Below are 18276 nucleotides of genomic sequence, written 5' to 3'. Positions count from 1 at the left end.
CATGACCCACACCCGTACCTGCCGCAGGCCACCACGTCTCGCGGGACACGTCATTGCGGCCACTTTGCTGATGGCAAGCATCACTGTCCTGGGGGCGGCACAGGCTGTCGCCGACGACGGCCCCAGCGTGCCGCCCGGCACCGAGGCGTCATCGGTGCCGCCCGTCCAGGTGGACGGCAACGACCCCGACCTCAAGATGGCCGAGGGGGCCACACTCGCCCCCGCCAAGGTCCTCGACATCGTCCAGGTGGTCGAGGACCAGGGCGGCGAGGAGCGCCGCGAGGACAGCAACGCCAGCATCAAGTTCGCGCTCCAGGCCGAGGTCCTCTTCGGCAAGGACAGCGCGAAGCTGAGCGCCGCGGCCAAGTCCCGTATCGCGGCGGTCGCAGCCGAGATCAAGAAACAGAACGCCACCAAGGTGCGCGTCTTCGGCTTCACCGACAACCTCGGGTCCTCGGCGCACGGCGACGTGCTGTCCAAGCAGCGTGCTGATGCGGTGCACGGCGTGCTGGTCCAGTCGCTCGGATCGACGATCACCTTCGAGATCCGTGGTTACGGCGAGCAGTACCCGATCGCCGACAACAGCACGGAAGAGGGCCGGAAGAAGAACCGGCGCGTGGAGGTCTCCTTCCCGCGCGGCAGCGCTTCCTGACCCATCCCCGCAGGCAAAGGGCCCTGTAGGGTCTCAGATTTCGCTTCACAACCTCGAAGCTGACTGCATGTCAGTTGAACTTGTGTAGCAGCTCTGAGGCGCAATGTTCAGCGCGCTCGCTCTTTCGGGTTAACCAAGCTGGTAGTTGCCCACCTCCTGACTGGGGGTGGGCAACTTGGTGCACGGGGGTGTCGCCGGGGTTGGCGGTAGGTCATAGACGATCCAGCTGTCACGGTCAGTGTTCGCCGCCGCGATGATGGGGTGACCGAAGACCTCTCGTGGAACACCGTCTCGGCCGGCCCTCTGGGTTGCCAGAGATCTGAACGAGCTACCCGCGAAGAACGCAGCTAGACACGGTCCCGGAAGACGCAGTTCCACACGTGCGTGCCCACGACGCTGCCGTCGGCGCGCACCGCCTCCAGCGTGTAGAAGTGCGTGGTCCCCCGCGCGGCCGTGGTGTCCGTGTAGGCGCGAGTGTCCGCCGGCAGCAGTCCGGTGTGCAGCGGCTCGTACGCCTTCGTGGCCGCGTTCCACCGGCTGACCCGGTAGCCCGCGACGGTGTCGCACTCAGCCGTCTTTTCGCACCGCCAATTGATGGACGGCCCAGCTATGTTGGGTCCGCCGATCAGGGTGACGTAGCCCATGCTGCCGAGGTGCCAGTCCCCGGTGACCGTCACGGACGGCCGGACGTCCAGCTCGGTGGCCTCGACGACGGTGACCTTCGGGTCGCTCGGGGGCAGCGCGTTGTCCCAGCGGTCCCTGGCGACGACCGCGTACACATACGTTTCGCCGTCCGGCAGGTCGCCGCAGAGGACGGCGAGCGGGTCGCTCGTGCCCTCCGCGCAGGAGGTGGAGCTGAGCCACTTGACCGTGCCGTCGGCCTGCCGGGCGCCGTTCCAGACCACGTAGCGTTCGACGTCGTCCTCGGTCGAGGGCGCCCAGCTCAGCAGCACGCCGTCGGCGCGCGGGGTGGCCTTCACGCCGGTGACGGGGCCGGGCGCGACGCGGTCGCCGGTGCGGACGACGAGCGGGGCGGACAGCGCCGACTCGTTGCCGGCCGGGTCCACCGCCACGACCGCGTACGTCACGTACGTGCCCGCGGGCATGCCCAGGTCGTAGCACTCCCCGCCGGTGCTGGTCTCGTCGCTCTCCTCGGCGCAGGTCACGCGGGTGAGTGCGGCCGGGTCGAGGGTCTTGCCGGGCGAGCGGTAGACGCGGTAGGTCCCGCCGTTGTCGAAGTCCTCGTAGAACCCGTCGGGCTGCTTCCAGTACACCTCGGTGTAGCCGACGCGGACGACGGAGCCGAGGGAGGTCGGGGACTTCGGCGGCGTCCGGTCGACGCCGTCGCCGGTGACGGCGACGTACGCCGACGGGTTGCCGAGCGCGTCGAGGGCGCGGACCCGGTAGTACCGGACGGTGTTCACGGGTGCGTCGGTGCGGTACGACGTCGTGGTCGTCGTGCCCAGCAGCGTGAACGGGCCGGTGGCCGCGGAGGCGGCGTACACCTCGTACTTCGCGGCGTCGGCGACCCCCTGCCAGGTCAGGGTGGCCCACCACGCGTCGCCGGCGACCGTGAGACCGGTCGGCGCCGCCGGGCCCGTGCGGTCCACGGTCGCAGCGGTGACGTCGAGGCTGCCGGCGGACTCGCGGCCCGCCTTGTCGACGGCGCGGACCTCGTACAGGAAGGTCTGGCCCGTAGCGGGCGTCGCGTCCACGAAGGACGGGGAGGTGAGCAGCGACGAGCCGCTGGCCTTCGCCCACTGGGTGGTGCTCAGCCGGCGGTACACGCGGTAACCGGCGAGGTCCATCTCCTTGTTCGCGGCCCAGCGCAGGGTGGTCTTCGTGGTGTCCCGGTTGTACGCGGCGGTGAGGCCCGTCGGGGCGAGCGGCTTGACCGTGTCGACGGCGGCCTCGGTGCGCGGGGCGTACGTGAACGCGGCCTGGGCGAAGCCGGTCCAGGCAACGTAGTCCACGCGGATCGTGTGCTTGCCGGCCGGGACGGTGAGGTCGACGGTCTTGCGGGCGGTGGTGGAGACGTTCTTCCACAGGTCGATCTTCCGCACGCCGTCGACGTAGACGCGTATGCCGTCCTGCGTGGCGGCGGAGAGCCGGAAGGGGCCGCCGGAGCCGAAGTCCCGGGTGAGGGACCAGCGGACGGAGAAGTTGTCCTTGGGCAGCGTGACGCCGGGCGGGTCGCCGTACCCGTAGTTCTCGTTGATGGCGGAGTCGCAGGCGGTCAGCTTCGGCGTGCCGCTGAAGGTGGAGTTGCCGAAGTACTGCGCCCTCCAGACGGGAGAGGTGCAGGTGACGGCCGCGGATGCCGGGGCGGCGGTGATCAGGCCGCCGGTCGCGGCGAGGGCGGCTATCGCGGCCAGCGCGGTCAGCCGGGTACTAGTCATCACAGAGAGTGGGGCCCTTTCCGGACCAATGGGAAACATGTGAAACAGGTGACGCCTGTGTGACCCATGAGGAGAGGGCAGGGTTGCCCCGCCCCCGCACTTTTTCACGGACGTTCGCCACGCGTCGGCCGTACCGGTGGACGTCAGCCGTAGCGGCGCGGTGTCCAGGTGATCGTCCGGCCGCCGCCCCGCTCGACGGCCCGCGTCTGCGAAGAGCCGATCAGCAGCAGGGTGCGCATGTTCCCCTCCGGCAACCGCTCGGCCATCGGCTGGATCGGCTTGTGTCGCATCGGCCATCCGAGGCCCCTGCCATCATCTGGAAGATGCGATCGACGTGCTGGCTGCGACCGGGCCGACACTCGGGCGGCCGCTGGTCGATCGGATCAAGGGTGCCGAACAGCACCATATGAAGGAGCTGCGGCCCGGGTCGTCCGGGAGCGGGGAGATCCGCATCCTCTTTGCCTTCGACCCGATACGTCGCGCGGTGCTCCTCGTGGCTGGTGACAAGGCAGGCGACTGGCAGGGCTGGTACGACGCCAATATCCCGCTGGCCGAAAAGCGCTATCAAAGCCATCTCGCCGAACTCGACTTCAGGGAGTACGAATGAGCAGCGTCAGCTGGGAGGAGACCAAGCGCAAGGCGCGGGAGCGTCGTATCGCGGCGGGCCTGCCCGTGCGTACGGCCGAGGAGAAGCAGGCGGCCATGGACCGGCTGGCCGCCGAGGTGCGGGCGTATCAGCTGGCCGAGGTGCGGCGCGACCAGGCGCTCACGCAGCGTGAGGTTGCCGCGGTGATGGGAGTTTCGGCGCCGCGCGTTTCCTCGATCGAGCACGGTGAGGTCGACCGTACCGAGGTTGCGACCCTCCGGTCCTACGTGGAAGCGCTCGGCGGCAGGCTCCGGGTCGTCGCCGACTTCGGCGACACCGAGTACACCGTGGCGTGAACGAAGAGGCTCTTGGCCGACTGCAGAGTGTGGTCCGCCTTGTCGGCCGTCCAGCTCCGTCTCCGCGGCCGCAAGGCCTGACTCCCGCACTCACCGGCCAAGATCAATCGCAGGTCGGCCCATTAGGGTCAGGGGCATGACAGCATCCCTTGCCGGCAGTGCCTTCGACTCGCTCCGCCTCGACGCCGTGCCCGACCAGGAGGCGCTGCGCCGGGTCTACCAACACCCCAGCGACGCGGCCGTGCGCAAGCAGATGACCGAACTCACCGATCAGACGCGACGGTTGATCAAATGCTCATCGCTGGTCCTGGTCGCCAGCGCGGACGCCGAGGGCAACTGCGACGTTTCCCCGCGCGGCGGCCCTGCCGGGTTCGTCGCCGTCCTGGACGCACGCACGGTGGCGATACCGGACGCTACCGGCAACAAGCGTCTGGACACCTTGCAGAACGTCGTCGCTACCGGACGGGCCGGGCTGCTGTTCGTCATCCCGGGGCGCACCACGACGCTCAGGGTGAACGGCCGGGCCTGCGTCTCCACCCGACCGGAGCTGCTGTCCCAGCTGACCGCCGTGGGCAAGCCGCCGGCCAGTGCGCTGGTGCTGGGGATTGAGGAGGTCTACCCGCACTGCCCCAAGTCGCTCCTGCGCAGCGCGGCCTGGAAGCCGGAGCAGTGGCTGCCGGCGGACGCCCAGCCAGCCTCGGCCGAGGTGACGCTGGCCCAGCTGCGAATGCCGGAGCTGACGATCGCTGACATCGAGCAGGCGGAGGCGGATTCGCTGAAGTACCGGTACGAGTAACGGGCGAACCCGCGATTGCGGAACCACCAGCCAGCCGAACCCCCCAGGTCGGCACGTTTAAAGATCAACCGTGGGGCAAAACCGCGCTCACTGGAAGCGGGAAACTGCAGCCCGGCACTGCGACCACCTCGCGGTGCCGGGCCCTGACGCGTTACAGCAGGTGGTCCGCCTTGCCGGCCTTGATGTCGCGGATCATCTGCTGAAGCGCCTCGCGGCTGTCGGTGAGGTACTGGGCCTCCGCGCCGGCGACAGCGATGTAGCCGTTGCCCTGATCGTCCGTCCCGAGCCGGTAGCAACTGGCTCCCTCGCCGCAGAACGGTTCTTCCCATGTGATGCCGTGCACGAAGACTCCCCTCAGAGGTGGCGTGCGATGTCATGGATGAAATCCCGTGACTGCTCGGCAGGCAGCGCGATCCGTTCCATCCAGTCAAAATGTGAACGGTACTTGCTCAGTTGTGCGTACCCAAAGAGGAATTCGGGCCCATGGGTGCTGTCCACCTGCACCGTATCCAGCTGTGGCACAGGGCCTTCGGCGTAGTTCACGGTCTGTCCGGCACCAGGAAAGGCACCCGCCTCGAACGGGGTGACGCGCAGGGTGATGTTGCGGCGTTCCGACATGGCGAGGAGATGTTCGAGCTGGGCGCGAGCTACCTTCCGCCCGCCGAACTGCATGCGTAGTGCAGCCTCATGGATGACACCGACGTACTCCGGCGCCGATACGCCCTCCAAGACCTGCTGGCGCTCCATTCGGTGGGCCAGGCGCAACGCGACCTCGTGATCCTGAAGCGCAGGAACAACGACGCGGAAGACAGCGAGGGCGTGGTCGCTGGTCTGGAGGATCCCCGGGATGTGGACCGAGTGTGCTGTCCGCATGCGCAGCGCGTGGGCTTCCAACTCGGCGATGTCCAGGAGCCCATTGGGGAGCGTGGACCGGTACTGATCCCACCAGCCGCGCTGTGCAGGACGTGCTATGTCGGCCAGAGCGTTCACGTATGCCTCGTCCGGGCAGCCGCATGCTTCGGCGAGCGTGCGCAGCCGGTCCTCACTGATGGCCCGAAGCCCCTGTTCGATGTTGGAGAGCCTGGAGCGGTCGACACCGAGCAGTCTGGCCGCTGTCGCGGCGGAGACGTCGGCGGTGATGCGCATCTTCCGGAGCTCGCTCCCCAGACGTCGCTGGCGTTCGGTCGGTGACGTTCGCGATGCCATGTCAGTCCTTCCGTGAACTTCGGTGCGAAGTCTGCCGTGCAAACGGCTCCTTGAGCCACGTCAGGGGTCAAATTTACGAGAATGGGTGGCCAATATGACCCTGAATTCTCTACAGTCAGTAACGCACTGCTCACGCTGCGATGAGCTGGAAGTGCATCGCGCGGTCCCGCCCGCAACCTCCTGCCCTGGGAGGGGCAGCCCGTGCCAGGGAGACAAGCCACTGCTCATCCCGCAGCGCTGGAGCCATCTGTGCGCATCGACGCGAAAGAGACCGCCAACTCGTCACCCATACAAGGGGAGTCAGTCATGCAATCTCCGCGCGCCGCGCTCTGCCCGGTAGCGATCGAGGAACCTTCGCCCGACCCGTACCCGCTCTCGCCCCCGTATCCGAAGCGCCGCTCCGAGCGGGGGCTCGCGCTCAGCCTCACTCTTCCCGGTGATCCGCGGAGCGCGGCGATCGGGCGCAACGCGGTCACCGCCTCGCTGCGGGCCTACGGGCTCACTGCCTACATCTGGCCGGCCGCGCTCGTGCTGGGCGAACTGGTCGGTGTCACCTCGACCATGACCCCGGGCCGGGAGCTCTACGTCTCCGTACGGCACCGGGACAACGCGCTCCGGGTCGTCGTCTGGGACCAGCACCCGCGCCACTGCGACCCGGACGCTGTCACGCTCTGCGAGGCGCAACGCAGACGGGCGCTGTGGCTGCTGGCGGCGGCCGTGGACGACTGGGGCGGGGAGTGGGACGTCAGCGACGCGCTGCCACCGCACGCAGGCATCAAATCCTGGGTGGTGCTGCCGCGCTGACAGGCCCGTTCTGACAGACCCGTTCCGACAGGGCCAGTGCCGCCAGGGCCTCCGGGGCGCCGGACTGACCCCGGACTCCGGGGAAGGCGTTGATGTCCACGATCAGCGGGGCGCCGTCGCCCGTGTCGATGATGTCCACGCCGTAGACGTCCAGTGCGAAGACCTCGCCGACCCGGCGTACCAGGGCGGGCCAGCCGGGCGGCAGGTCATCGAGGGCGAGCGGCAGTGTGGGGCCCCGTCCCTCGGGCGAGAGTTCGGAACGGCGCAGGGCGGCGAAGAGCTGGTCTCCGATCGCCCACAGTTTGTGGTCCCAGCCGCTGTTCGGAGCGAACTCCTGGGCCACGACCGGCTCCTGTGGGTACGTGGCGGCGAGCTCCCGCAGTTGTGTGTCGCTGTCGAGGCGGGCCACCAGGTCGTGCCTACGGCTGTGTCGGCTCTTGACCACCACTGGGCCGGGGAACGCTGGGCCGGACGCCAGTTGCGCGAGTGTGGTGAAGGTGCGGGTGGCCGCGAACGGGAGGCCGGCCCGCCGGGCATGTTCCGCCATCGCTGTGCGGTCCTGGCACAGCGCGGTCGCCGCAGCCGAGTTCAGCACGCGGGCGCCGCGCTGCTCCAGGGCGCGCGCGAGAACCAGGGCACGCGGCGTACGCGACTTCAGCAGGTAGACGCCGGCGAGCGGCTCGGGGACTTCTGTCACCGTTCTCGGGTCCAGCGTCTCCACCTGATGCTCGGGGGTGAGCAGGGCGGCGGTGTCGACCAGCAGCGGATGACCGGGATCGGGCGTGATCAGGACGATTCTCATACGCTCTTGCCCGCCGCCACGGGAACCTGCACCGGGTGGGGGCGCAGTGGCAACGGCGTCCCGCCGGCCGCGTCGCGCTGCTCCGACGGACGGGCGGAGACCGGCTCGGCCGCGCCGGACGCCTGGCCTGTGCGGGCCAGCTCGAGCACGGCCCGTGCCACCCGCGCCGCCGCGTCAGGGACCTGACGGAAGCTGGGGAAGTCGTTCACATCGACGACCACGGGGCCATCCGGCCCCAGCACTACGTCCACGCCATACAGATCGAGGCCGTAGACCACCCCGACCTGGGCAGCTATCACGGCCACCTCGGCCGACAGCGGCACGCGTCGTTCCCGCACCGAGTGGTCCGGGTTGAGCGGGGAACGGCGTTCGGTCGCGTACAGTTCGCCGCCGACGCTGTACACCTTGACGTCGATGCCCGAGTTGGTCACATACGGCTGGGCGATGAGCATTCCCTCTCCCGCCAGTTCGGGGATCACCGTGGCGAGCCGGTCCGGCGACGACACCAGGTGCACGGCCCGCCCCGAGCTGCCATCGGCGGGCTTGACCACCAGCGGGTACTCCGACGCCGGAATCTCGGCCAGCAGCTCAGGCCGCGCCGCCGCGTAGGTCGGCGGCAGAGGAAGCCCACGGCTGCGACCAATAGCCGCTGCCAGCGCCTTGTCCCGTACACCACGTATCGACCGGGCGTCGTTGACCGTCGTCATCCCGGCCGAGGCCGCGGCTTCGAGCAAGGTGAGCCCTGGGCCGCCGGAGACCGTCTTGAGAACCCACGCGTCATGGGTGCTCGCCTGCACGGCCTCAGTCATGCGCAGCAGGGAGCCGCCCGGCCGCAGCACGTCCACCTCGTGTCCCCAGGAGGTCAGCTGACGAATCACCTCAACGGGCATGCCGTCGTGGCGGTATTGCTCCTCCACCAGAAAGCAGAGCTTCATCGATCTTCCCCGCAACGCCCGGACGCCCGCCATTACCGTTCGGCGTCCTGTGACGTCACAGGATGTCATGAACCGTTCTGCGGCCAGGGAGACCGGGCTATTGATCACCAGGGCTTCCACCCGGAGGAGGCCGCTGACGGCACCCGGTTCGGCAAGGCCGCCGTCGGCTTGGGCCTCGTGAATGAGGCGGTATTGAGCCAACGGAACCCCATCCGCCGCAGAGAACCTTTACTGCCGCAGACGTGTCTCTCATAAGGTTGCCAGGTGGCAATCATGCTCGGGGGAGGAATCGTGAACGAAGGTGATGCGCCGTCGGGGACCGTACCGACACAGATGCGCCTGAACCATGTGGCCCCGCTCGATGGCGGCGGCGGTGGAAGCGCGGCGGGCGGCAAGGATCTCGTGTCGACTCCGGCGCAGAAGAAGAAGGCGGCCGAGGCGATCGAGAAGCGTCTGGAGCCGGACACGAACAAGGCCGGGAATCAGGCTCGGGAGAGCTCCGCTGCCGCTGCCAAAGAGTTCGGGCCACACGACGGCGAAGGATGGCTCACGGGATCGTCTTTGAAGGCGGCGCGCAAGACGTGGGGCGAGTCGCTGACGACGCTGATGAACCGTCTCGGGGCGGAGAAGGCGGCGCTGCAAGCCACGAACACGCTGTTGCAGGGCACCGACGCAGGTGTGGGGCTGGGTGTCCGGAAGTCCTCCGCGCTGGATTCGTTCTGACTGCCCCACCCGCAGAGCCACACCTTCCGAACTGCAAGTTCGCCGACAGGAGTTCAGCTTTGGCGACGTACTACGAGATCATGCTCACTGACATGTCGAAGCTCACCACGGCAGCTGGTGACTGGGACGCCATGGCCAAGGACTTCGACAAGCTCGCAAGGATCTATAAGGAGGAAGTGCACGGGATCTCGCTGGGCGATACCTGGGTGGGCCTGAGCGCGGACGCAGCATCCGCGCGCTTCGACGTGACGCTCAAGGAGTTCCAGGGCGCACAGAGCGAGGCGAAGGCCGTGGCGAAGCTGATCCGGGACGCGCACGCGGAGTTCACCCGGCTGCGCAAGAAGATCGAGGATGTCCGGGACGACGCCGTGAAGGCTGGCATGCGAGTGTCGGAACGCGGTGTCGTCGCCTTCGACACGTCCAAGCTCGACCACGTCGCGTACGTCGCCTACGTCCACGACCCCGGTTACCAGGAGAGCGCCCGTACGGCAGCGGCCGGCTGGAGCGAGCGGATCGACGTAGCGGTGAAGGCGGTGAACGACGCCGACGAAGGGTTCAAGCTCGCCCTCGCCTCCCTGACCCAGGACTCGAACCTCCTGGACGGTACGGTGGGCGGCTTCAACCGGGAGCCAAAGGCGAACCCTTACCCGTCCTTGGAAGAAGCGGCGAAGGCCCAGCACATCCCCAAGGGCAAGCGCGAAGTCGCCGAATGGTGGCACGATCTCGATCCGGTCACCCGCGCCATCCTCCTTCAGGAAAATGGGGACGAGCTACAGAAGGCCGGCATCATGAGCCCTCTGTACAAGTGGCACGCGGCGGACGATGGCTCCGGAGCGTTCAACACCGAGGACCCCACGGCCGAGGACCTCTGGTTCCTTGCCCGCGCGCAAGCCATCGCGGCCGGCGGCGACGTCACTGGAGAGAACGCGGCGTCACGCAACATGGAGCACTATCTGGGCAAGACCGGTGAGCCGCTGGATCTGGACGTGGACCGGATCTTGCAGGACGACTCCCAATTCCGCGACGACGTCACGGTCCACATCGCCCAGAATCAGGACGTGTGGCGTCAGCAGGGGCTCGACGCCTTCGAGAAGGCCGGCGGTGACAAGACAGTCGTCGTGCCGGTGGAGAGCAAGGCGGTCGGTCGGACCTTCGGCAGTGACGAGTGGTTCCACGCGGTCGGCTCGCACCAACAGAACGTGTCGGGGATGGTCACCGTCAGCCCCGGGGAGGACGGCAAGCCGAGGGTCTCGCTCGACTACCAGGCCAACGTGTGGGACCGGTACAACTGGGACGCCGGCAAGTCGACCACCTTCCCTGGAGGCGTAGAGATCCCGGACTCCGAGATGGGCCGTCTGCACAAGACGGGCCTCGCCCAGGAATTCGACATGCGGGGCAGCAGCTCCACCTATACGTACGACCTGAACAGTGACACGTCCGCGACGGTGAGCCCGCCGGACCAGGGCCGCGAAGGTTCCCGCGGGGATGTGTCCCGCGGTGACGAGGAGAACCGTTGAATATCCGACGTGGCGCCCACTTCTTCACGGCGCTGGCAACCGTCCTTCTCCTTGCCTCGTGCTCCGGCTCGGACATGAACAATCGCCGCGCAAGCGAGGGACGTGACTGGCACTGGGACAAGAAGGCGGGCGCGACCGAGGCGTCCGCGTTCATGAACGTGGCGGTGCCCGAGGGCGCCACGCAGGCCAAGGGCGCCGTCCAGGTCAATCCTCAGGAGGACATCTATCTCCTCTCCTTTGTCACCAGCGAGAAGAACGCCGAAGACATCGCGGAAGACCTGCACTCCGAAGTCCCTTTGAAGGCACAGAAGAAGGACTTCGCCCCGGAGGGAGAACGCTTCGGACACCTCGGGTTGCCCGAGCCGCAGACGCTCAAGGGCGTTCGCTCGACAGGGGTGTGCCCTCCGTGCGTGAAGGACGACCGTCGCAAGAAAGTGCAGTGGATCGACATCTACGTCCAAGCATTCAAGGATGATCAGGCTCGGGTCTATCTACAGGCATTCTGACGCCGTGCAGCCAGGCGCCGGTGCCCCGTGACCCCTTCGGCAAGGTCACGGACGATCAGCACCAGCGGACGGCCGGTCCGACCGGGCCGCCATGTTGCCGCGGCCGCCGACTGCACCGCCTCGCTGGTGGCAGACCTCGGTGCGGATCGGACGGGACCACTACATCCGCCTGGATACCTGCGACTACTCGCACCCGGCAGCGATCGGTCGGATCGTGCGCGTCGAGGCGGACACCGCCCCTTAGCCTCGATCTTGCATGAGGGCCCGTCAGCTTGCTGGCGGGCCCCTTCTGCACTCATTGCCGGTGAGATCGCCATGGATGAGCTGAGCTGCGTTCTGCTTCACCGGCCGCCTCAGCTCCAGCAGCGTCGGATACGCCGTGAAGAGGTCTTCGATCACGTCGACGTCCTGTTCGCCCCACGCGACCCGGTCGGCCACAGCCCAGGGTGGGCCTGCCGGTCAGGAAAGTCGGGCCGGGGCAGGTTTCGCAGGGTGGCGCGGACGGCACGTCCGGCGCTGAGCACACCGGCCCGGTGTCCCCGCGGACCGGGCCCGCCAGTCAGGAACTCGCTGGCAGTCCAGCCATCTACAACGCTCCGCCCGCGAGGGGGGCTGGGCGACTTCCTGCGAAGTCGTCCGGAGCGGGAATTTCCGACCTCAAATTACGCTCAGCCTATATGTGTAACTCTGTGTTCCCGCTTGCGTGTGTGACTTACTGAGCCCACCGCCGTCCCAGCAAGGGGACAGCACGGGGAAGGGTGTCTCATGGGCATGATCAGACGGACCGTTACCAGCTACACGCCCATGAAGGTGAGGCTGGTACCTGCGGGAGAGCTGATCGCTCCGGCTCCCGCGCGTCTTTCCTTCAGCCTCGCCGTGGTTGCCATGGCTGCCGCCTTGGTGCTGACCGGATGCAGCGGCGAGGAGAAGCCCGCATCGGCCGAACCGTCCGCCTCTCCATCCGGGCATGTCAGTCCGCCGCAGACCAGCGACCGGGCTGAACTCATCGAGGGCGAGACAGTTTCCCAGGTCCCCAAGCCGGTTAATGGCGGACAGGTGCTGCTGTCCGTCGCGTCCAGGAAAGGAAATGCCGAGCTTCCTCTGACCAAGGAGATCGGCATCGGGAGCCTGGCCATCCAGGTCAACTGCCAGGGCAAGGGAACACTCCACATAACCGTCAAACCGGTGGGACTCTCCTTCCCGCTGGAGTGCGTCAACGAGGAAGTCAGCAGCACCTACAACGAGATCCAACTGAAGAGAGCACGCAGTGAGGGAAGTGTGCAGGTAACGGCCCCCTCGACTGTTCTGTGGGCTCTCACTGCCGAACACGGCCGAGATCGCCCGTAAGGGCGTGCCCGCCCCGATCCAGACCGGCAGGCGCTGGCCGGTCGAGCGCACGCATTCGTGGATGAACGGCTACGGCAAGCTTCGGCATTCTCCCTGGGCAGAGGCCTCTTCTGCCTTCCCGGCCACCCGTCGGACGGCCCGCTTCATGAAAGTGCGAGGCTGGAGGCGGCGTGCGACGGTCGGGATGACGACCGATGCGGCGAGCAGGTGTGCGACGGCGAGTGTCAGTCTGGTCGACGTCGGGGTGTCCGCTGCGGTGAGCGGGGAGACGAGGGACAGCGCGACGAGCGGCAGCGTCGTTCTGACGTACGTCCGCGCGGGATGCTTCGCGAAGCGCGCGATCAGGACCGTCGCGAAGGTGAACCAGAAGATGGCGACCATCGTCCCCATCGCGAACATGCCGACGGTGATCGGTGTGGCGGTGTGCGAGCCGGGGCCGGCGCCCTTCATCGGGACTCCGGCGACGCGGGCGGCGAGGCCGTAGACCTCGACGACGACGGAGGCGGCGAGGCCCGCGAGGTAGGAGACCTGCCACACGGGGCGTGCGGCCAGGGCGGTGTGGACGCGGGCGAGGCGGCCGGTGCTGATCGTGGCGGTCATGATGAGATCCTTCTCGGTGTCGGCAGGTGCCTACACCTGAGGGACGGAGCCGATGGGTCGGACACGACATCCCGGCTGCCGGAATCTCGTGGAGAATTTGTTCCGAGCGGGGATGTCGAGAACGTCGGGACGGCTCCGTCTGGTAGGTGAGAGTGCGCCAACGGGGTGCGCCGACCGAAGGGAATCCCGCCATGAAGTACCTCCTGATGATCTACGGCAACCAGGAGAAGTGGGCTTCGATCCCCCCGGAGTCGTTCCCGGCGGAGATCGCCAAGCAGGACGCCTACAACAAGAAGTACACGGCGACCGGCGAACTGCTCGGCGCGTACGGTCTGGCCGACGCGGCCGCGGCGAAGCTGGTGACGCGGAAGAACGGCGTCGCGGATGTCACCGACGGCCCGTACCTGGAGACCAAGGAGTACATGGCCTCCTTCTACCTCGTGGACGTCGCGAGCGAGGAGCGGGCCTACGAGCTCGCCGCAGAGATGCCGTGGGCCGACCAGAACCCGACCGAGGTCTGGCCGATCCTGCACGCGACCGCGGACGACGTCTGAGGCACGCCCCGTGACCGATGACAGGCGTGTCGACGACCTGCTGCGCGAGTTGGCGCCGCAGGTCGTCGGCACGCTGACGCGCCGCTACGGTCAGTTCGACGCGTGCGAGGACGCCACACAGGAAGCCCTCCTCAAGGCCGCACTGCGCTGGCCCGAGGACGGGATTCCCGACCATCCACGTGGCTGGCTGAGCACGGTCGCGTCGCGCGTTCTGATCGACGAGTTCCGCAGCGACAGGTCCCGTCGTCGGCGCGAGGACGCGATGTTGTCGGCGACGCCGCAGTCCGAGCTCCTCAGTCGTCCGGCTGACGCTGATTCCGATGCGGACCGCGACGATTCGCTGACCCTCCTGTTTCTGTGCTGTCACCCGGCGCTGTCCGTCCCGAGTCAGATCGCCCTGACGCTGCGGGCCGTCGGCGGCCTGACGACATCACAGATCGCCGCGGCCTTCCTCGTCCCGGAAGCCACGATGGCGCAGCGCATCAGCCGCGCGAAGCAGACCATCAAAGCCACCGGGATAGCGTTCGCGATGCCGCAGAGCGTCGACGACCGGCTGCGCGCGGTCCTCCGCATCCTCTATCTGATCTTCAACGAGGGCTATACCGCGACCTCCGGTGACGACCTCACCGCACCCCAGCTTTCCGACGAGGCAATCCGCCTGACGCGCCTCCTGGGACGTCTCCTGCCGGATGACGGCGAAGCGTCCGGACTCCTGGCCCTGATGCTCCTCACGGACGCCCGACGTCCCGCCAGGACTCTCCCGGACGGCAGGCTGGTCCCGCTCGCCGAGCAGGATCGCGGGCTCTGGACCCGCTCGAAGATCGAGGAAGGCATCGCGCTGATCTCCGCGACGCTGCCACGGGGCGACGTCGGGCCGTATCAACTGCAGGCCGCGATCGCGGCCGCGCACGACGAGGCCGTCGACATGGACGCCACCGACTGGCCGCAGATCCTTGGGTTGTACGAGCTCCTGGAGAAGGTCGCCCCGAACCCGATGGTGACGCTGAATCGTGCTGTTGCGGCCGCGATGGTGCACGGTCCGTCCGTCGGCCTGGACCTGGTCGCGACGCTGGAATCCGACAACAGGATGGCGCAGAACCACCGTCTGCTGGCCACGCGAGCGCATCTCAGGGAGCTGGCCGGGGAACTGACGTCGGCGGCGTCCGACTATCGCGAAGCCGCACGTCGGGCGACGAGCCTGCCCGAACGCCGTTACCTCAGCGCCCGGGCCGCGGATCTGACTCGGTAGTCGCGACCGTTCCGTCTCGGCTGCGGCCGCCCCGGCCGTCTCATCCGCCCAGTGCCTGCCCGAAGCTCCGGTCCTGGGGCCACGCCCGAGTTCATCGGAGCCGAAGCTCTTGGAGCCGGTGCTGGTGAACCCGGTGGCGGCGCCGAGGATCCGCCGTCATCAACCTCCCGGCCGAGTACAGCCAGGCCGGGCCCGGCCGCGTGAGGAGCGACGGGGGTGAAGAACCGCCGGGACCGTCAGGGCGCCAGGGGGTGGTGGCAGGGCGGTGGGAGACAGGCGGGAGACCAGGGCCGTCACCGCGGTCTCAGCGATCGTTGCGGGGCGCAGGGACACGGTGCTCACCGACGGATCGTTCTCAGCGTAGGCCTGGTCCTCGCTGGCGCATACGAGGAGGAGGTCGTCGGGGATCCGCAGGCCGAGGCGGGCCGCTGCGGTCAGGACCTGGCGGCCGCCGGTGTCGTAGACGGTGTAGACCGCGTCGCAGGCGCGAGCGGCGAAGACGGCGTCGAAGCCGTGGCCCGGGGTGTCGTACGGGTCGAAGGTGAGGACCAGCGGAGTCCGGCCGTGTGCGTGGCACCACTGCTCGTACGCGCGAGTCACGGCCCGGGTGTAGTGCTCGTCGCCGTACCCGGCGTGCAGGGCGATCCGCCGGGCGCCCGAGGCGGCCAGGTGGCCCAGGACCTCGCGGGTGGTGGCGGTGTGGTCGTTGTCGACCCAGACGTCTCCGGGCTTCGGATCGACGGGTCGGCCGTCGAAGACGAGCGGGATGCCCCGGGCGCGCAGCGCACGGAGAACCGGGTCGTCCGTGGGGCTGTCGAGGAGCAGCATGCCGTCCACGGTGAGGGTGTGCCAGGGCGTCTCGGCCCCGCAGGTGGCGGGGAGGATCGTCAGGGCGTAGCCGTGGGCGTGCGCGGTGGCAGTGGCCACGGTGAGGAGCCGGGCGAAATACGGGACGTCGAGGAAGTTCCAGGCCGATCCGGCGTAGGTCGTGACGGCCACGCCCAGGGTTTTCCCGGTTCGCGGGGTCCGCTGGGAGCCGTAGCCGAGCGTGGTGGCCACCTCGCGGACCCGGCGGCGCGTGGAGTCGGCGAGCCGGCCGGTTCCGTTGAGAGCGTGCGAGACGGTGGCGGTGGAGACCTCCGCGGCGCGTGCCACATCGGCGAGAGTGGGCCCTGACATGGCGTTATTCTACGGATTCCGTCGTCCCGGGCGGGTTCTGGTTATGGCGTTAATCAAAGAGGGTCCGGCCACAGCGAATACAGCCCAACCCTTGGAGTGGCCATGACTTCTTCTCTCGCCCGGCGGACGGTACTCGCCGCGGGTGCGGCCGGACTGGTGGGTGCCGCGGCCGGCCCCGCGGCCGCCGCGCACCGCAGTGCCGCGGCCCTGGTCATTCACAACGCACGGGTGTTCACCGGGCTCCCCGGCGCCCGCCCCGTCGAGGCCGTGGCGGTTGGGCGCGACGGCCGGATTCTCGCCACCGGCCGGGGCCGCGAACTGCGCCGCCTCGCCGGACGGGACACCGAGATCGTCGACGCGCGCGGGGCGACCGTGATGAGCGGCATCCACGACGGCCATGTGCACCCGCTTGGCGCGGGCGAACGTTCACTGCGCCCCTCCCTGGAGGGCGCCGAGACGACCGCCGGACAACTCCTCGCGATCCTCACGGGTTTCCTCCAGGACACACCCGGACAGGAGCCTGACGGCTGGCTGGTGGTCTCGGACTGGAACCCGGTCGGGCTGCTGCCGCAGGGCACCCTGCCCCACCACTCCCTGCTCGACGCCCTCCCCACCCGCCGCCCGATCGCCCTCCTCGGGGCCGACGGCCACAACGCCTGGGTCAACGCCCGCGCCCTTCAGATTGCCGGCATCACCGCGGCGACCCCCGATCCGGTGGACGGAAAGATCGTGAAGGGGCCGGACGGGAAGCCCAGCGGGGTGCTCAAGGACGGCGCCCAGGACCTGGTGACCCGCCACATCCCGGAGCCGAGCGAGGCCGACATGGTCGCCGCCTGCTCCCGGGTCCTTGCCCAGGCGGCGGCCTCCGGGGTGACCACGATGATGGACGCGGCGGTCGGGCGGAGTCAGTTGACGACGTACCAGGCCCTCGCAAAAGCGGGGAAGCTGCCGCAGCGGATCGTCCCCGCGATCAGGATCGACACGGACCTGGCGAAGGACCCGAAGGCGGCACTTGCGTATGCGCGCGGGCTGCAGCGCGCTTTCCGTAACGTACCTGGGCTGCGGTTCGGGATGATCAAGGTGTTCCTCGACGGGGTGATCGAGTACCCGGCGCAGACGGCGGCGCTCCTGGCACCCTATCTGGACGGCTCCGGACACCCGACGGACAACCGCGGTGAGCTGTATGTCTCCGGACAGGATTACGGGCGGCTGACCGCGGTCTTCAACCGGGCCGGCTGGCAGATGCATGCCCATGGGCTCGGTGACCGCGCGGTGCGCACGGCGCTCGACGGGTACGCCTACGCCCGGCGCACTACCGGGCTGCGTGACGTCCGGAACACCATCGCTCACCTCCAGCTGGTGGACCCGGCGGATCTGGGGCGGTTCGCCGCACTGGACGTGGTGGCCTGTATGCAGCTCCAGTGGGCGCTACAGGACACATGGACGATGGAGGCGCTCCTGCCGTACATCGGACCCGAGCGGCACCGGTGGATGTACCCTGCCCGCTCCCTGGAGCGGCACGGGGCCCGGCTCTCGGGCGGTTCGGACTGGCCGGTGGACCCGCTCCAGGTGTGGAACCAGATCCGTACGGCGATCGACCGCACGGGCGCGGAGGGCGACGGGCCGCTCTACCGGGAGCTGGAGGGGCTGAGCCGTACGTCGGCACTGCGCATGCACACGAACGGGACGGCATGGCAGCTGCGCATGGACCGGCTGACGGGAACGGTCCGGCGCGGTCTGGCGGCGGATCTGATCGTTCTCGACCGTGATGTGACGAAATGCCCTGTGGCCGACATCAGCGACACCCGTGTCGAGCTGACCCTGGTGGGTGGCCGGGTCGTTCACGACGCACACTCGTCGGCGGGCCGGGCCGCGGCCGCGCGACTCGACCGGGCCGCCACGGCGCCCCGCCCGTCGGCGTACGCGGCGGTGCACGGCGGACGACACCAGGCCTGCGGCCACGGCGACAACCGGCCATAGTCGACGGCACCGGCACGGTCGACCTCACCGCTCACGAGGGCCGGATCGACGAGCTCCACGCGGGGCTCGGCCGTCTGGGCCGTAC

At 68.6% G+C, this 18276-nt stretch carries 21 protein-coding genes and 2 pseudogenes; 14 read left to right on the top strand and 9 right to left on the bottom strand.

Translation table 11 applies throughout. The features are described 5' to 3' along the window. The first annotated feature begins 1 nt into the window (after position 1). Positions 2-652 (top strand): OmpA family protein, encoded by a 651-nt coding sequence (locus AB0915_RS06595; protein ID WP_366690003.1) that lies wholly within the window; start codon positions 2-4, stop codon positions 650-652. Between the two features lie 347 nt (positions 653-999). Here the strand turns inward: AB0915_RS06595 and AB0915_RS06590 are convergent, their stop codons facing one another. Further along, a complete protein-coding gene (locus tag AB0915_RS06590; protein ID WP_366690002.1) occupies positions 1000-3051 on the bottom strand; it encodes a PA14 domain-containing protein in 2052 nt (683 codons plus the stop codon). 143 nt (positions 3052-3194) lie between these two features. Then, positions 3195-3341 (bottom strand): hypothetical protein, encoded by a 147-nt coding sequence (locus AB0915_RS06585; protein ID WP_366690089.1) that lies wholly within the window; start codon positions 3339-3341, stop codon positions 3195-3197. Positions 3342-3346: 5 nt separating this feature from the next. On the opposite strand from AB0915_RS06585, the gene AB0915_RS06580 reads away from it, so the two are divergent. The 3 genes from AB0915_RS06580 to AB0915_RS06570 all read left to right on the top strand — a co-directional run bounded on the left by AB0915_RS06580 (position 3347) and on the right by AB0915_RS06570 (position 4789). After that, entirely contained in the window at positions 3347-3658 is a 312-nt protein-coding gene (locus tag AB0915_RS06580; RefSeq protein WP_366690082.1) for a type II toxin-antitoxin system RelE/ParE family toxin, read from the top strand. Next, complete coding sequence (locus tag AB0915_RS06575; protein ID WP_366690001.1) at positions 3655-3993, top strand: XRE family transcriptional regulator; 339 nt, start codon at positions 3655-3657, stop codon at positions 3991-3993. The genes AB0915_RS06580 and AB0915_RS06575 overlap by 4 nt, the downstream gene beginning before the upstream one ends. 136 nt (positions 3994-4129) lie before the next feature. Next, positions 4130-4789, top strand: a complete 660-nt coding sequence (locus AB0915_RS06570) for an MSMEG_1061 family FMN-dependent PPOX-type flavoprotein (RefSeq protein ID WP_366690000.1) — start codon at positions 4130-4132, stop codon at positions 4787-4789. Between the two features lie 151 nt (positions 4790-4940). Here the strand turns inward: AB0915_RS06570 and AB0915_RS06565 are convergent, their stop codons facing one another. Continuing rightward, entirely contained in the window at positions 4941-5132 is a 192-nt protein-coding gene (locus AB0915_RS06565; protein ID WP_366689999.1) for a hypothetical protein, read from the bottom strand. Positions 5133-5143: 11 nt separating this feature from the next. After that, positions 5144-5995 (bottom strand): helix-turn-helix transcriptional regulator, encoded by an 852-nt coding sequence (locus AB0915_RS06560; protein WP_366689998.1) that lies wholly within the window; start codon positions 5993-5995, stop codon positions 5144-5146. A 306-nt stretch (positions 5996-6301) separates the two neighbouring features. Between AB0915_RS06560 and AB0915_RS06555 the strand changes: the two genes are divergently transcribed. Next, a complete protein-coding gene (locus tag AB0915_RS06555; RefSeq protein WP_366689997.1) occupies positions 6302-6799 on the top strand; it encodes an ATP-binding protein in 498 nt (165 codons plus the stop codon). Here the strand turns inward: AB0915_RS06555 and AB0915_RS06550 are convergent. Together AB0915_RS06550 and AB0915_RS06545 are read right to left on the bottom strand one after the other, a co-directional pair. Beyond that, the gene (locus tag AB0915_RS06550) at positions 6771-7601 is read right to left on the bottom strand and encodes an alpha-L-glutamate ligase (protein WP_366689996.1); all 831 of its coding nucleotides are present in this window, start codon (positions 7599-7601) and stop codon (positions 6771-6773) included. The genes AB0915_RS06555 and AB0915_RS06550 overlap by 29 nt on opposite strands. Continuing rightward, positions 7598-8536 (bottom strand): hypothetical protein, encoded by a 939-nt coding sequence (locus tag AB0915_RS06545; protein WP_366690081.1) that lies wholly within the window; start codon positions 8534-8536, stop codon positions 7598-7600. The genes AB0915_RS06550 and AB0915_RS06545 overlap by 4 nt, the downstream gene beginning before the upstream one ends. A gap of 273 nt (positions 8537-8809) precedes the next feature. Here AB0915_RS06545 and AB0915_RS06540 point away from each other — a divergent pair, with 273 nt between their 5' ends. From AB0915_RS06540 to AB0915_RS06530, 3 genes are read left to right on the top strand one after another with little or no spacing between them, the layout of a single operon-like run. Beyond that, positions 8810-9259, top strand: coding sequence for a hypothetical protein (locus AB0915_RS06540; protein ID WP_366690080.1), 450 nt, complete (start codon positions 8810-8812; stop codon positions 9257-9259). Between the two features lie 59 nt (positions 9260-9318). Next, entirely contained in the window at positions 9319-10776 is a 1458-nt protein-coding gene (locus AB0915_RS06535) for a hypothetical protein (protein ID WP_366689995.1), read from the top strand. After that, positions 10773-11282, top strand: coding sequence for a hypothetical protein (locus AB0915_RS06530; RefSeq protein WP_366689994.1), 510 nt, complete (start codon positions 10773-10775; stop codon positions 11280-11282). The genes AB0915_RS06535 and AB0915_RS06530 overlap by 4 nt, the downstream gene beginning before the upstream one ends. A 267-nt stretch (positions 11283-11549) precedes the next feature. Here the strand turns inward: AB0915_RS06530 and AB0915_RS06525 are convergent, their stop codons facing one another. Further along, positions 11550-11720, bottom strand: coding sequence for a hypothetical protein (locus AB0915_RS06525; protein WP_366689993.1), 171 nt, complete (start codon positions 11718-11720; stop codon positions 11550-11552). 327 nt (positions 11721-12047) lie between these two features. Between AB0915_RS06525 and AB0915_RS06520 the strand changes: the two genes are divergently transcribed. Together AB0915_RS06520 and AB0915_RS06515 are read left to right on the top strand one after the other, a co-directional pair. Continuing rightward, entirely contained in the window at positions 12048-12629 is a 582-nt protein-coding gene (locus AB0915_RS06520; protein WP_366689992.1) for a hypothetical protein, read from the top strand. After that, positions 12616-12714 (top strand): annotated as a pseudogene (locus tag AB0915_RS06515) (IS5/IS1182 family transposase); the annotation flags it as partial. The gene AB0915_RS06520 and the pseudogene AB0915_RS06515, both read left to right, overlap by 14 nt. Here the strand turns inward: AB0915_RS06515 and AB0915_RS06510 are convergent. After that, complete coding sequence (locus AB0915_RS06510) at positions 12699-13229, bottom strand: DUF6069 family protein (protein ID WP_366689991.1); 531 nt, start codon at positions 13227-13229, stop codon at positions 12699-12701. The pseudogene AB0915_RS06515 and the gene AB0915_RS06510 sit on opposite strands and share 16 nt — an antisense overlap. A gap of 191 nt (positions 13230-13420) precedes the next feature. Here AB0915_RS06510 and AB0915_RS06505 point away from each other — a divergent pair, with 191 nt between their 5' ends. Both AB0915_RS06505 and AB0915_RS06500 read left to right on the top strand, forming a co-directional pair. Beyond that, positions 13421-13783, top strand: coding sequence for a YciI family protein (locus AB0915_RS06505; protein ID WP_366689990.1), 363 nt, complete (start codon positions 13421-13423; stop codon positions 13781-13783). Between the two features lie 10 nt (positions 13784-13793). After that, on the top strand, positions 13794-15032 hold the full coding sequence (locus AB0915_RS06500) for a sigma-70 family RNA polymerase sigma factor (RefSeq protein ID WP_366689989.1): 1239 nt from the start codon (positions 13794-13796) through the stop codon (positions 15030-15032). A 159-nt stretch (positions 15033-15191) separates the two neighbouring features. Here the strand turns inward: AB0915_RS06500 and AB0915_RS06495 are convergent, their stop codons facing one another. Beyond that, positions 15192-16211, bottom strand: a complete 1020-nt coding sequence (locus AB0915_RS06495) for a LacI family DNA-binding transcriptional regulator (protein WP_366689988.1) — start codon at positions 16209-16211, stop codon at positions 15192-15194. 102 nt (positions 16212-16313) lie between these two features. On the opposite strand from AB0915_RS06495, the gene AB0915_RS06490 reads away from it, so the two are divergent. Next, positions 16314-18191 carry an amidohydrolase gene (locus AB0915_RS06490; RefSeq protein ID WP_366689987.1) on the top strand — a complete coding sequence of 626 codons (1878 nt, stop codon included), beginning with the start codon at positions 16314-16316 and terminating at the stop codon, positions 18189-18191. Beyond that, a pseudogene (locus AB0915_RS06485) lies at positions 18191-18276 on the top strand (toxic cation resistance protein); the annotation flags it as partial. The gene AB0915_RS06490 and the pseudogene AB0915_RS06485, both read left to right, overlap by 1 nt.

Source organism: Streptomyces sp. NPDC048411 (assembly GCF_040704695.1).
GTDB lineage: Bacteria > Actinomycetota > Actinomycetes > Streptomycetales > Streptomycetaceae > Streptomyces.
This window is presented reverse-complemented; position numbering and strand designations above follow the sequence as displayed.